This is a genomic window from Streptomyces durocortorensis, from assembly GCF_031760065.1.
Taxonomy (GTDB): domain Bacteria; phylum Actinomycetota; class Actinomycetes; order Streptomycetales; family Streptomycetaceae; genus Streptomyces.
Map to the genome: position 1 here is coordinate 5,609,618 of NZ_CP134500.1, position 14,470 is coordinate 5,624,087.

Here is a 14,470-nt window from a genome sequence, read left to right on the forward strand (position 1 = left end):
CTCGCTGGCGCACTCTCGTCATCGAGCGGAGATGCTCCGCAGGGGCGAAGGAGGAGCGACATGAAGCAGCAGCGGTACGACGTGGTGATCGTGGGCGGCGGGGCGGCCGGTCTGAGCGGGGCGCTGACCCTGGCGCGGGCCCGGCGCTCCGTCCTGGTGATCGACGCGGGCGAGCCCCGTAACGCGCCCGCGTCCCACGTGCACAACTACCTGGGCCGGGAGTCGACCCCGCCCGGCGAGCTGCTGGCGATCGGCCGGGGCGAGGTGACCGGGTACGGGGCGGAGGTCGTCGAGGCCCGGGTGGTCGCGGCCGAGCGGCTGCCGGGGGAGCGGGGCTTCCGGGTGGTGGTGGAGGGCGGCGGCACGGTGGAGGCGCGGAGGCTCCTGGTGACGACGGGGCTCGTCGACGAACTGCCGCCTGTGCCCGGCCTGGTGGAGCGCTGGGGCCGGGAGGTGCTGCACTGCCCGTACTGCCACGGCCACGAGGTGGCGGACCGCCCGATCGGTGTGCTGGGCGCAGGGCCCCTCTCCGTACATCAGGCGCTGATGTGGCGGCAGTGGAGCGATGACGTCACGCTCTTCCGCCACACGGGTCCGGAGCCGTCGGACGAGGAGTACGAGCAGCTGGCGGCCCGGGGCGTGGCGGTGGTGGACGGGGAGGTGACGGGCCTGGAGATCACGGACGACCGCCTCACCGGCGTACGACTGGTGTCCGGACGGGTGATTCCGCGTGAGGCGCTGGTGGTTCAGGCTCGCTTCACGGCCCGCTCGGCCGTCCTGGAGTCCCTGGGCCTGGTGCCGGTCGCGCAGGAGATGGGCGGCACGGTGATCGGTTCGTACATCGCGGCCGACCCGACCGGTGCGACGGAGGCCCCCGGCGTCTGGGCGGCGGGCAACGTCACCAACCTCACCGAACAAGTCATCGGCGCGGCGGCGGCAGGCCTCCGAGCGGGGGGCGCGATCAACGGGGACCTGATCGCCGAGGACACCCGGCTGGCGGTCGCGGCCCGCAGGGGGTGAGCGGAGGAGAGGAGGGGCGGAGGCTTCGGTGATCGCCGCCGGTTCTATGGTTGACCGCAGGGGGGATGATGCGGCCATACGACTGGTACGACGGTGATGGGGCCGATGGGAACGCCGACGTGGAAGCCGAGGCGCTCAAGGCGAAGGCGCACGCCGGAATCGCGATGGGCTGCGGGGTGACGGTGATGGTGATCGTCGCTCTGGCCGTGGTCGCTCTGGTCCTGCTGGTGACGCCGATCTTCCTGTGGGTGGCCTCGCGCTACTGAGCCCGCGTGGGCGCGCGGGATGTGGGCCGCATCAGGATGCCGAGGCGACGAGGAAACAGCGATCGCGGTGATCAGGCCGCTGGAGGCCACAGCGGTGATGAGCCGCCCGCGACTTCCGGTCAACGCGCGGCCCAGCAGCGCCCCGCCACCGGCGAGCACCACCTGCCAACTGGCGGACGCCGTAAGAGCGGCGAGAACGAATACGGCCTTCTCCGTGGGGCCCGCAGTCGCTGTGGTGCCGCTGCCGAGCACGAGTGCTGCGAAGTGGATCACGCTCATCGGGTTCATCATCGTGAGGGCCAGCAGCCCCGTGCGGGCCCGCACGGGAGTGAGCGGCTGCCTGCCCGTCGGCGCGGGCCGTCGTCTGCCGACGGCGGTACTGGTGTACGGCCGTGGCGGCACCCCGGAGAGCCAGCACGTCGAGCACCGAGGCGGAGGCCCAGGGCAGGGGAAGCGTGGCCGGTCCGATGAAGGGCGTGATCGCGGAGCCCGCGACGACGGTGCCTCCTGCCCCGCCCCCTCGCTCAAGATCATCGGGGTGCAGAATGACCCGTATGTCGATAACGAACATGCCGCAGGCGGCCACGCTCGACGATGCGGAGTCGATCAGCCGCACCCTGGCCCGCGCCTTCGCGGACGACCCGATGATGGGCTGGTTCTTCCCCGGCGCGGCCTCGCGCGAGCCCGACCTCGTCCGCTACTTCACCACGATCTTCACCCGGCAGTACGCCCGTCACGGGGTGTGCGAACGCACCGCGTCGGCGGCCGCGTTCTGGGTGCCGCCGGAGGGCCAGGCCAAGGCCGTTCCCGACGCGGACACCGTCGCGGAGCTGGAGGAGATCCTCGGCGACCGGGCGCCCCTGTTCCGGGACGCGGTCGCGGCGGCCGCCGAGCACGGGCCCCAGGAACCGCACTGGTACTTGGCGGTGGTCGGTGCGGACCCGGCCGCGCGGGGCCAGGGGCACGGGGCGGCTCTGCTGCGTTCCGGACTGGCCAAGGCCGACGCGGCGGGGCTGCCCGTCTACCTGGAGTCCTCCAAGCCGGACAACCTGCCCTTCTACGAGCACTTCGGCTTCACGGTGCTGGGGGAGACCCGGCTTCCGGGGGACGGGCCGCTGCTGTGGGTCATGCGGCGCGAACCGCGCCCGGCCGACGCGTGATACGACTCGGGACCCAGGAAGCGATACGACTTGGGACCCAGGACGAGCGCCCGATGCGCGCGTGATCGCCGGCTTCGTACGGTACGGGGACGAGCAGCCGGTCCACGGGAGGGCCATGCGCCGAACCGGAAGGAATCCGATGCCGGAGTACGCCACCGCCCATGTGCGCATCGCCCGCCCGTCCCGCGACCTGGGGGCGGCCGAACGCTTCTGGGTCGCGGGGCTCGGCCTCGGCGTCCAGTACCGCCACGAGGCGGACGGCACTCCCGGCCACCACTCGCTGCTCATGGTCGGCTGGCCGGACGCCGCCTGGCACCTGGAACTCGTCCACGATCCGGCGGCCCCGGTGGAACCACGCCCGACCCCCGAGGACCTGCTGGTGGTCTACCTCGGCGAAGAGGCGCCGGACGCACTCGTGGAGCGCCTCGAAGAGCACGGCGGCACGAGGGTGCCCGCGCACAATCCGTACTGGGACACCTGGGGCGTCACGCTTCAGGACCCGGACGGCTACCTGCTGGTGCTGTCCAGCCGGACGTGGTCGTCGTTCGCCGACTGACGGCGCGCCGGGAGGGGCTCGCCACCTCCCGCGCCTGAGAAGCTGTCGAGTTGCCTCGGGCCGGGCGGCCACTTCCCAGCACGCGCGCTTGTGACGTTGCCGTCGGTCGACGACGCTCCGCGTCGCCTCCCTCCTCAGCCCTCCCTCCTCCGCCTGGGAATTACCCGCACCGGACCGCCCCCCTGTCCGACCCGAGGCCACCCGACAGCCTCTGGGAACGCGAGGGGATCACCCTCTGCTACGGCGATTCCTGCACCACGCCGGTCGATGTCGTGCCCGAGCCTGAGCCTCGACGTTGGCCAGGCTCGGCGCAAGGGAGCTATGGAGGCGCATCCGTCCACGTTTGCCTACAGGAACTCCGCGTGATGGGCGTGAGGGAACCTCGCAAGATCCTTGTCCGCGTGATCGTGTCAAATCCGCTTGTCCCACGACGAGTTACCGAAGTGACCGACCGGCCGGTCCGTTTTCGTGCAAGCGACCCTAGTGTCTCCCTTCGGTCGAACTCGCCCATCTTTGCTATCGCTACGCGTGGCGATGGTGAGCCGGATCACACTTGACGGGTCCACTGCAACCCCTGATATTTGGCTGACTTTCGTGAAGGCTATGTGGAAACGGGGCGGGTTTGTGGCTGGCGGGGTGTGGCGTCGAGGGCGTCACGGTGTGTGCGTGACGGCTGTTCTGGCCACTGTGTTGAGTGTGGTCCCTGCCCTGAACTCGCAGGCAGTGGCGTTGCCTCCCCTTCAGGTGCCCCTGAACTCGCCAGAGCTCCGGGCCTCGGCTGCCGCCGTCGAGGCGGGCGAACGTGTGGAGGTTGTGGAGGAGCGATCCGAGCGAGAAACGGTTTTCGCCAACCCGGACGGGACGACGTTCACCCTGGAGAAGTCGATCGCTCCGGTCCGCGTGGCTCGCGAAGGGAAATGGGTTGAACCCGACCCGACCCTGGTACGCGACACGGACGGGTCGGTCGGTCCGGCGGCGGCAGCTGTGGACGTTTCGTTCTCCGCCGGGGGCGACGGCGCGGACCTCGTCACCATCGCCAAGGGCGAGCAGTCCGTGTCGCTCGGCTGGCCCGGCGCGCTGCCCGCGCCGCGTCTCGACGGAGCACACGCGGTCTACGAGGACGTCCTGCCGGACGTGAATCTGATTCTCACCGCGACGGTCGAGGGCTTCCGGCAGGTACTGGAGGTGAAGACCCCCCAAGCGGCGGCGAACCCGGCGCTCAAGGCCATCGAGTACCGGTTCGGGGCGGAGAACCTGACGGTCCAAGCCGGAGCCGGCGGGGGACTGGACGCTCTGGACGGCAACGGCCGACCGGTGTTCCGTTCGCCCGCGGCCCGTATGTGGAACTCCGCCGGCGGCGGCACTGCCCCCGCCCCGGCCCGGCGTTCGCTCTACCTCGCCGCTCCCGCCGAATCCGGTACGGACGAGCCCGTCGCTGCTGGCCCGACCGAAGAGGGCGACCGGTTGGCCGGTCCCGAGCCCGGTGACGACTCCTCGGTGATGGACCTGAAGCTCACGAACTCGACGATGACGGTCGAGCCAGACGCCGAGATGCTGTCCAGCACCGAAGAGAAGGACTTCCCCCTCTACATCGACCCGCCGGTCGAACTGAACGAATCCGAGCGCACGGTGCTCTCCTCGGACGGGGATGTGTTCTGGAACTTCTCCGGGGGTGCCAACGGCATGAGCGTCGGCAAGTGCGGTTCGGCGGTCATCGGAGGCGTCTCGTACTACTGCGGCAACGGCTATGTGAACCGTATGTACTTCGAGTTCGCCCCCGGAAAGCTCAAGGGCAAGCACGTCCTGGACGCCACCTTCGCCGTCACGGAGACGTGGTCGTTCTCCTGCGACGCGCGCTGGGTCGACCTGGAGCGCACGAACAACATCTCGTCGTCGTCGAAGTGGCCCGGCCCCAAGAAGCTGGACCAGATGGGCGACCGTAAGGTGTCGGCCGGCCGTGGCAGCCGTTGCTCACCGTCCCAGCCGCGCGCACCCATCGAGTTCCACGACTACGCGCCGGAGCCCGACGAGAACCTGACGCCGACCGTCCGCAGCTTCGCCGACGGAAAGATCTCCCGGCTGACGCTCATGCTGATGGCCAAGGACGAGTCCGACACGATCGCATGGAAGCGGTTCGACGACGATGCCGTCCTGAGCGTCGACTACGTGGGTAAGCCGGCCAAGCCCAGCAACATCGGCCCTGTCGTGGGAAAGTCGCACGACTGCAACACGGTCGAGTCCGCTCCGGCGATCGTCACCGACCCCACCCCCGATCTGACAGCCACACCTCAGACCGCGTCCGGCGGTGAGTCCGGCGCGAAGCTGCGGGTGGCCATGGACGTGGACAAGAAGCAGAGCGACGGCACCTGGGTCAACGCCATGAGCGAGATCGTCCGTCCCAGCAGTGGATACGTCGGCGACAACGTGAAGGTCACAGCAACCGCCCCGGCTCTGCCGGAGAACACACTCCTGCGAATGCGCGCATGGACACGGTCCCACTACGGCTCCACGTGGCTGGCCGGGCCTTCCAACGGGTCCACCACGGGATGGTGCTACTTCAAGATCGACAGCAAAGCGCCGAAGCCACCGACCATCACGTTCAACAGCACCGGGACGGACTCCTACACGCCCTGCACGCCGAATGACTGTGTTCCCCACGGCAAGCCGGGGAAGGCGGGCTCCTTCACGCTCGGCCCGGCGCCCGGCGACGTGAACACCGGCTACCGCTACAAGTTGTCCAGCGGGTCCTACAGTTCGGGCTGGTCCTCCTACGTATCGGGAGCAACCGCAAAGATCAGCCCTGTGCCACCCGTCTCCGGCACGATGACCTTGCACGTCGAAGCGAAAGACAACTATGGGCCGGGGGCCGGCAACTCCGTTGACTTCGTGGTGAAGGAAGGCGACGGACCCGTCGCCCGCTGGAACTTCGCCGAGGCATCCGGCGCGGCTCTGGATACATCCACCGCTGATCCGAGTCTGCGGGACAACGCGAACCTGACCGGTGGAGCGGCCCGTACCGACCAGGGACGCCGGGGCGAGGTCACCGTCACCCCCGCGACCGAGACCGCTCCTGCTGTCAGGACCACCGACAGCGGCCTCAAACTGAACGGCACCACGTCCTACGCGGCCACCACCGGACCGGTCATCGACACCCGAGCCTCCTACACCGTCGCCGCATGGGTCCGGATCGACGCCCCCTCGCGCAACGCCACCGTGATGGGCCAGGACGGCGTCAACCGCAGCCCCTTCCTGCTGGGTTACGAGCACAACCTCAAGAAGTGGACCTTCCGGGAGGCCACCGTTGACGCCCCCGCGGGAGGAAGCTGGCCGTACGAGCGCGTCGTTTCCAAGAACGAGGCAGTGCCGAAGGTCTGGACGCACCTTGCGGGCGTCTTCAACGCCGTCGACAACACCATCAGCCTCTACGTCAACGGCGAGCTGCAAGCATCCACCGCCTTCACCACGCCATGGGCAGCCAAGGGACCCTTGCAGATAGGCCGGGTTCACTGGTCGGGCGTCTACACGGACTACTTCCCCGGAGTGATCGACGAGGCGGCTGTCTGGCAGGAGGCCCTGACCGGGGCACAGATAGCGCAGGAAAGCGCCCTTCTGGCTGCCGACGGCAAGGCCTCGGTCGAACTCGTCGCCGCGTGGAACCCGGCCGGAGCGCAGGGGGCGTCCCTGGCGGACGGTGTATCGGGCTACGGCCGCGCCCTGGCCCTCTCTTCGGGCGCTTCGCTGACCGATGAGGGTCTGGTGCTGGACGGCACTGCTGGAGCGGGTACGACACCTGGACCGGTGGTGGACGACTCGGGTTCCTTCACCGTGACCACACAGGCGATGGTGGATGGGGCGAAGGTGCTGACAAAGCCGAACGGCTACAAGGCCCAGGTCCTGGGCCAGCGCACCGCGACCGGCTCCTCATGGAGTTTGTGGTTCGAGAAGACCGGCACGAGGCAGGAACCGGAGTACGACGAGAACGGCGATCCGGTCATCGACGAGAACGGCAACCTCAAGACCGTCACCGTTCCCGTCGGCCGCTGGAACTTCGGACGCCTGACCGCGGACGGCAGCGGCGCATCCGTGCAGAGCATGGAAGAAGCGCTGGTGGATACGGAAACCCGCCTCACCGGCGTCTACAACGCGCAGGACAGAACGATCCAGCTGTATCTCACGTCCGACCAGCAGACCAGCGACGGCATCGCCTACTCCGCACAAGTCGGAACCGGTGAACTCGCGGTCGGCAAGGGCTATCTCGGATCCTGGGGCAATTTCCTCCCCGGCCGGCTCAGCGACATCCGCCTCTGGGCGGGAGCGCTGAGCGACAGCGAGCAGGTCTCCGACGTCGTCGGAACCTGAACTCTGCGCCCCGCGCCCCGAAACCTCGGGCGTGGCCGGCTCCGTACGAGCCGGCCACGCCCTCCCTCCCCGTACTCCACCCTGCTGTCCCGCCTTCGAGCGGTTCGGCCGCTCCCGGAGAGAAGACGTGTCCGTGTCCCGATCCCTTCCCGCCTTCATGAGGCGCACCACGCCAGGCCGCTCCGGCTCCGGTGGCACCCGGAAGTTCCGTGTACCCCTGGTCGGGGCGTTGGCACTCGCCCTCTCCGTACCCGCCGGACTCACGCCGATGGCGATAGCCGCAGACCCCTTGGGACGTCCCGACGTTCCGGCACCTCGGGTCAGCAAGGTCACGGCTGTCCCTGCCCTGGGTACGAGCAAGGCGCGCGAGCGCGTGGCGAAGAACAAGGCCCTCAACGCCAGGCAGGCGGCACAGGCCCGCAGTGAACACGCGGCCCGCTGGCCCAAGCCCTCCCGGAGCGACCAGGAGATATCCGGCAAGCAGGGCGCACCGGGTGCCGGGCCCGTCTCTCTGACCGCGCCTCGCCTCACCAAGGCCTCGGCCCGTGCGGCGAAGCCGGCACCGACTGCTGACGGCACCGCCAAGGTGAGCGTTCTCGACCAGAGGACCGCTCGCAACGCGGGCATCACCGGTGTGGTGTTCACCGCCGCGGTGGACTCCCCGGGCGACGCCGGGCTGACCGTCGACTACTCCTCCTTCGCCGACGCGATCGGCGGAAACTGGGGTTCTCGCCTCGGGCTCGTGTCCCTTCCCGCCTGTGTGCTGACCAGCCCGCAGAAGCGGGAGTGCCGGACACAGACCGCCGTGCCGTCCCGGAACGACGCCGTGGCGCAGACGGTCTCCGCGCAGGTGGCCGTACCCCGGGCTGCCGCTGCCAAGGGCGGCACGTCCTCGGCGGCCGTCTTCGCCGTGACGGCTTCCGCCACTGCGGCGTCCGGCGCGGGCGACTACAAGGCGACGCCGCTGGCATCGTCCTCCAGTTGGGAGGCCGGTGGCTCGTCGGGATCGTTCACCTGGTCCTACCCCCTGAGCGTGCCGCCCGCAGCCGCCGGTCCTGCGCCCTCGCTGTCCGTTTCCTACGACTCGGGCAGCGTCGACGGCCGGACCTCGAACACCAACAACCAGGGTTCCATGCTGGGTGAGGGATTCGACCTCACCTCCTCCTACATCGAGCGCAAGTACGGCTCGTGCGAGGACGACGGCCAGGACGACAAGTCCGACCAGTGCTGGAAGTACGAGAACGCCTCCCTCGTTCTGAACGGCAAGGCGACCGAACTCGTCAAGGACGACACCACGGGTGTCTGGCGCCTGAAGAACGACGACGCCTCCCAGGTCACCCACGAGACGGGCGCCGCCAACGGCGACGACGGCGACGACACCTCGGGTGGCAAGGGCGACGGCAAGGGTGAGTACTGGAAGGTCGTCACCGGTGACGGCACGGTCTACACCTTCGGTCTGAACAAGCTGCCCGGTGCGGGCACGGAGCGGACAAACTCCGTCTGGACCGTCCCCGTCTTCGGCGACGACTCAGGCGAGCCCGGCTACTCCTCCGGCACCAGCTTCTCCGGCCGTGCCAAGACCCAGGCGTGGCGCTGGAACCTCGACCTCGTCACCGACGTCCACGGCAACGCCTCCACCTACTGGTACAAGGCGGAAACGAACCACTACGCCAAGAACGGGGACAAGACCGAGCTCGCCGAGTACACCCGCGGCGGCTACCTCCGCGAGATCAAGTACGGCCAGCGTTCGGACACCTTGTTCACCGGCAACGCGTCCGGGAAGGTGTCCTTCGACTACAGCGAGCGCTGCACCGCCGATGACTGCTCCTCGCTGACCGAGGACACCGCGAAGCGGTGGCCGGACGTTCCGTTCGACGCCATCTGCACGGCCGGGGAGACCGACTGCCTGGCCACCGGGCCGTCCTTCTTCACCCGCAAGATGCTCACCTCCATCGAGACGAGGGTGTGGTCCACGGCTGCCGAGCCCGACGCGTACAAGCTGGTCGACAGCTACGCGCTCGCGTACCAGTTCCTGGACGGCGGGGACATCGGCAACCTCTCGGACAAGACGCTGGTCCTCAAGTCGCTCCAGCGGACCGGCAAGAACGGCGGATCCGTCACCGTGCCGCCGGTGGAATTCGACTACCACATGCGGCCCAACCGGGTCGACGCCACCGACGACATCCGCCCGCTGACCCGCCCGCGTATCAACACCGTCACCACCGAGACAGGCGCGATCACCACGGTCACGCTCTCCGACCCGCAATGCGTCCGGGGCAGCAAGATGCCCAAGGCGGAGGACGACAACAACCTCTCCTGCTACCCGGTGTACTGGCCGGTCAACGGTGGCGACCCCCAACTTGACTGGTTCCACAAGTACAACGTTCTCGCCGTCACCACATCCGACCCCGCGGGTCAGAACCCCGCGGTGGAGAACGCGTACACCTACGAGAACCCCGGCTGGCACTACAACAACGACCCCTTCACCCCCGAGGACGAGCGGACCTGGTCCAACTGGCGCGGCTACCAGAAGGTCACCACGTACACCGGTGACACCGACCATCCGCAGTCCAAGACGGTGCGTCTCTACATGCAGGGCATGCACAAGGACAAGCGCCTCGACGGCACGACCCGTAGCGCGAAGGTTCTGGGAATCGACGTCGCGGGCCTGAACGCCTCGGATGCCACCGACTATGAGCAGTACGCCGGATTCCTGCGTCAGGAAATCACCTACAACGGCAGCCAGCCGGTGTCCGTAGCCTTCAACAGCATCTGGAACAAGGTGACCGCGAGCCAGCAGCGGTCCTATGCCAACACCAAGGCGTACTTCGTACGCACCTCCCGCACAACCCAGTACACCTACCTGCCTGTCAGCAACACCTGGCGTCGCGGCTACACCGCCCATACCTACGACGCCACCTACGGCATGGTCACTCGAACCGAGGCCATCGGCGACCAGGCCAAGACCGGCGACGAGACATGCAGTCGTACGTGGTATGCCCGCAATCCCGCCAAGGGGCTGACCAGCCTCGTCTCCCGCACACGCGTCGTCGGATCAGCCTGCCTGGACTCCGCCGGGACGACCATCACCGACGACGAACTGAACCTCCCCGCGAACTCCAAGACCCGCGGAGACGTCCTCTCCGACACCGCGGCCGTCTACGACAACGCCTCCGCGACCGGCTGGACCGCATCCCAGACCCCGACGCGCGGGCTCGCCACCTGGTCCGGGAGAGCCAAGGCCTACCCGGCTGCCGCAGGCACCAGTGACCGACACCCCGCGGTGAACGGCGGCTGGCAGACCGTCGCCAAGACCACCCACGACACCCTCGGCCGCCCTCTGACCGTCACCAACGCCAAGGGCTACGTCACCTCCACCGCGTACTACCCCGCCGCGGCAGGTCCGCTGACCGCCACCATCGTCTCGGCACCCAAACTCACCTCCTCCAACGGCAAGATCCACAAGGCGTACACCTACCTGGACCCGGCACGAGGATCGGTCGTCAGAACGCTCGACGCCAACCTCAAGAAGACCGAGAGCGCCTACGACGCTCTGGGTCGTGTCACTGCCACCTGGGCGCCGAACCGGACCAAGGGCATCGACACGCCATCGGCGAAGTACGACTACAACATCGCGCGTGGCAGCCAGCCCTGGAGCTCCGTCAGCACCCTCAGGGCCGACGGCCAGAACTACCGGACCAGCTTCGCCATCGCCGACGCCCTGCTGCGTCCGATCCAGTCCCAGACCGAATCCCCCCTCGGCGGCCGGATCCTGACCGACACCCGCTACGACTCTCGCGGACTCGCCTACGAGACGTACGCCGACATCTACGACAACACGAAGGGCCCGAACGGCACCTACACCCGTGCCTCCTACGCCCACACCCCGGCCCTGACCCGGACCGCATACGACGCGGCGGCCCGGCCCACGACGACCACGTTCACGGTGTTCGGTGAGGACCGGTGGTCCACCACGACCAGCTACACCGGGGACTCGACCGCCACCACCGCGGCCAAGGGCGGCAACGCCACGCGCACCATCACCGACGCCCTGGGCCGTACCACCGAAACGCGTACGTACGGGGGCACGACACCGGCGGACACGGCGTACGGAGCCACTACTGGTACCTCGTACACACGGGTGAAGTACGAATACACCCGGGACGGCAAGCCGTCGCTGATCACCGGTATCGACGACGCCAAGTGGAGTTATTCCTACGACCTGTTCGGCCGCGAGACCAGCGTGACCGACCCGGACAAGGGCCGCACCCGCACCGATTACACCGACCTGGACCAGATCGCCCTCACCACCGACTCGCGCAACGCGAAACTGCTCTACGAGTACGACGAACTGGGCCGCAAGACCGGCCTGTGGCAGACGGCCAAGACGGACGCCAACAAGCTCGCCGACTGGACCTACGACAGCCTCCTCAAAGGTCTCCCCGACGCGTCCACCCGCTATGTGGGCGGAGCCGCCGGCAAGAAGTACAAGAAGCAGGTCACGGCATACGACACCCTCGGCCGCGCCACCAGCACCGACGTCGTGCTGCCGACCGACGATCCGTTGGTCACCTCCGGGGCCGTCACGTCCACTCTCACCTTCGGCACGGCCTACCTCCCGGACGGGAGCATCGCCAACACCAAGGAGCCGGGCGCCGGGGGCCTTGCCGCTGAGATCATCTCGCCCAAGTACAACTCCACCGGCCTGGTAACGGAGCTCTCGGGCACCAGTTCCTACCTCCTCGGTGTCACGTACTCCGCACTCGGCCAGGTGGAGCAGCTCTCCCTGGGGGCGGGCGCAAAGAAGACCTACATCACCAACAAGTACGAACCGGGCACCGGCCGCCTCACCCGCAGCCACGTCACGGACCAGACCCACCCGTACATGCTCCAGGACCTCAACTTCGCCCGGGACGACGCCGGGAACGTCCTGTCGATCCTCGACCCCACGACGCTGGGCGGCACTGCCAAGGCCGACAACCAGTGCTTCGCCTACGACGCACACCGTCGCATGACCGAGGCCTGGACCCCGAAGTCCGCCGACTGCGCCACCTCCGGCCGCACCACGGCCAACCTCGACGGCGCGGCACCGTACTGGACGAGTTACACGTACAACAGCGCGGGCCAGCGCAGCACCGAGACCACCCACACCGCGACCGGCAACGCGACAACCAACTACGAGTACAAGACACCGGCCGGCCAGCCCCACCCCCTGGTGAAGACCACCGGGGCGAAGGCCGCCACGTACGGCTACGACCAGGCGGGCAACACGACCACCCGCCCCGGCACCCAGGCCACCCAGACCCTGGCCTGGAACTCCGAGGGCGAACTGGCCTCCACCACCGAACCGGCGGCCGGGACCAAGCCCGCCCTGGGCACCGGCTACCTGTACGACGCGGACGGAGAACTGCTGATCCGCCGCGCGACCGGCGACGGGGACACCGTCCTCTACCTCGGCTCGACCGAAGTGCGCCTCACCGTCAAGGGCACAACGAAGAAGGTCACCGGCACCCGCTACTACAGCGCCGCCGGTCAGACGCTCGCCGTCCGCACGGCCACGTCGGGCACGGCCGGCACCAAGCTCAGCTTCCTGGCCGCCGACCACCACGGCACCAGCAGCATCGCGACCGACGCCAGCACCCAGACCGTCACCAAGCGCTACAGCACACCGTTCGGCGCTCCACGCGGCACCAAGCCGACGTCCTGGCCGGACGACAAGGCGTTCCTGGGCAAGCCGGCGGACTCGGCAACGGGCCTGACCCACATCGGTGCTCGCGAGTACGACCCGCGGGTCGGCCAGTTCATCAGCGTCGATCCGCTGCTCGAAATCGACAAGCACCAGACGCTCAACGGCTACAGCTACGCCGGCCAGGCCCCGGCCACGAACTCCGACCCGACCGGCACCTGCCTGGATCCGGGCAACGGCAGGTGCCAGCCGGGCAACAACAGCGGCAAGCCCGACCCGGCGTTTCCCAAGAACACTAACCCGGCGCCGCCGAAAGCCACGTCGCCTTCAAACCGTGGTGGAACTTCCAGCTCTTCTGGCCCGGCCGCTGCGAAAGCCCCCGAGGTGACATCCTCAAGACTTCAGGGAATCCTCAACGACATCTATCTCAAGCCCGGATCGATTCCAGAGGTCGGAACGGGCAAGGTAGGTGAGGCATTGATCAACGAACTGGAGACAGGGAAGCCGACCAAAGGCTTGTGGCATGTGGCAGACGCCGCGGATCAACTGACCCGGATCGCGAAACTTCTGGAAGATGACAGGAAGGGGGCGATTCCACCTCTCTCTGCTGCCGACAGGGCGGTAGCCCTGAGTGAAGCGGACGAGTTGTGGAAGGCCCTCGACACCAAGGACAAAGCTGGCAAAATTACGGCAATCCTGGAATCCAACAAAGAGGTATCCTCTTCGGTGAAAGCTGCGGCGAGGCGAGTTATCCGTGCACCCTCCATGTCTTCTGTTACTGGAGGAATCTATGAAGAGGTCCCGCATAAGGCGCCGAGGCTTGTCAACAGCCCGAAACTGCCCAAGGTAATTTTTGGGCTAGGTGTTGCTGGTGAATTGCTGTGGTTCCTGGATTCCGTGAAGAGTATCGTCGAAGGCGACTGTGTCTACGACTGCGATTACAGGCCACAGGTGGCCTGAGTCGCTACTGGGGTAGGGTGCCGGGTGCTTTCGGTGCCCCACCCCACCTTTGAGTGGAGGTAAAATGGGTGACTATGATTTTGTTCGCGGTGTAATTTGGAATTCATTGCCAGAGCTTCGCAGGACCCTGATGGAAATCGAAGCCGAGCAGGCGGAATTTGATGAAGGTGAGGATACTCCTTCTACGGTGAGCATCTACTCACTTGCTAGCGATGTATTTATCGACGGCGCCCTCGCCCCCTTGTTGTCCAGCGAGGAAATCGAGAAAGATGTTGCCATCAGGTGTGCCGGCGTGATCGAGACGCTCCTTCTGCGCGGGTCCACCGAGGTTCGGCAAATGGTAAGTATCCGAATCACCGACTATCTCCTCGGGTGGAATCTTTGGGAAAAATTCTCTCAGCATTCGGGTCCCGCTCTCTTGGAGGAGGTAGGTCGCAGAAAGCGCTACTATTTTTAACCTCGA

General features: G+C 67.5%; 7 protein-coding genes. All 7 read left to right on the forward strand.

What is annotated here, in order from left to right; translation table 11 throughout:
* Window positions 1–60: 60 nt before the first annotated feature.
* The 7 genes from RI138_RS24895 to RI138_RS24925 all read left to right on the forward strand — a co-directional run bounded on the left by RI138_RS24895 (window position 61) and on the right by RI138_RS24925 (window position 14,464).
* The gene (locus tag RI138_RS24895) at window positions 61–1,020 is read left to right on the forward strand and encodes an NAD(P)/FAD-dependent oxidoreductase (protein WP_311121696.1); all 960 of its coding nucleotides are present in this window, start codon (window positions 61–63) and stop codon (window positions 1,018–1,020) included.
* Window positions 1,021–1,085: 65 nt separating this feature from the next.
* Window positions 1,086–1,286, forward strand: a complete 201-nt coding sequence (locus tag RI138_RS24900) for a hypothetical protein (protein ID WP_096626715.1) — start codon at window positions 1,086–1,088, stop codon at window positions 1,284–1,286.
* Between the two features lie 545 nt (window positions 1,287–1,831).
* On the forward strand, window positions 1,832–2,446 hold the full coding sequence (locus RI138_RS24905; protein WP_311121697.1) for a GNAT family N-acetyltransferase: 615 nt from the start codon (window positions 1,832–1,834) through the stop codon (window positions 2,444–2,446).
* Window positions 2,447–2,585: 139 nt separating this feature from the next.
* Window positions 2,586–3,002, forward strand: a complete 417-nt coding sequence (locus RI138_RS24910; protein WP_311121698.1) for a VOC family protein — start codon at window positions 2,586–2,588, stop codon at window positions 3,000–3,002.
* 483 nt (window positions 3,003–3,485) lie between these two features.
* A complete protein-coding gene (locus tag RI138_RS24915; protein WP_311121699.1) occupies window positions 3,486–7,361 on the forward strand; it encodes a LamG domain-containing protein in 3,876 nt (1,291 codons plus the stop codon).
* A gap of 373 nt (window positions 7,362–7,734) precedes the next feature.
* Window positions 7,735–14,007 carry an RHS repeat-associated core domain-containing protein gene (locus RI138_RS24920; RefSeq protein ID WP_311121700.1) on the forward strand — a complete coding sequence of 2,091 codons (6,273 nt, stop codon included), beginning with the start codon at window positions 7,735–7,737 and terminating at the stop codon, window positions 14,005–14,007.
* A gap of 64 nt (window positions 14,008–14,071) precedes the next feature.
* Window positions 14,072–14,464 (forward strand): hypothetical protein, encoded by a 393-nt coding sequence (locus tag RI138_RS24925; RefSeq protein ID WP_143660026.1) that lies wholly within the window; start codon window positions 14,072–14,074, stop codon window positions 14,462–14,464.
* Window positions 14,465–14,470 lie beyond the last annotated feature (6 nt).

What these genes read in the sequence shown, in the direction of transcription:
- RI138_RS24895 (WP_311121696.1), top strand. Translation starts at nt 61, where the DNA reads ATGAAGCAGCAGCGGTACGACGTGGTGATCGTGGGCGGCGGGGCGGCC.
- RI138_RS24900 (WP_096626715.1), top strand. Translation starts at nt 1,086, where the DNA reads ATGATGCGGCCATACGACTGGTACGACGGTGATGGGGCCGATGGGAAC.
- RI138_RS24905 (WP_311121697.1), top strand. Translation starts at nt 1,832, where the DNA reads ATGACCCGTATGTCGATAACGAACATGCCGCAGGCGGCCACGCTCGAC.
- RI138_RS24910 (WP_311121698.1), top strand. Translation starts at nt 2,586, where the DNA reads ATGCCGGAGTACGCCACCGCCCATGTGCGCATCGCCCGCCCGTCCCGC.
- RI138_RS24925 (WP_143660026.1), top strand. Translation starts at nt 14,072, where the DNA reads ATGGGTGACTATGATTTTGTTCGCGGTGTAATTTGGAATTCATTGCCA.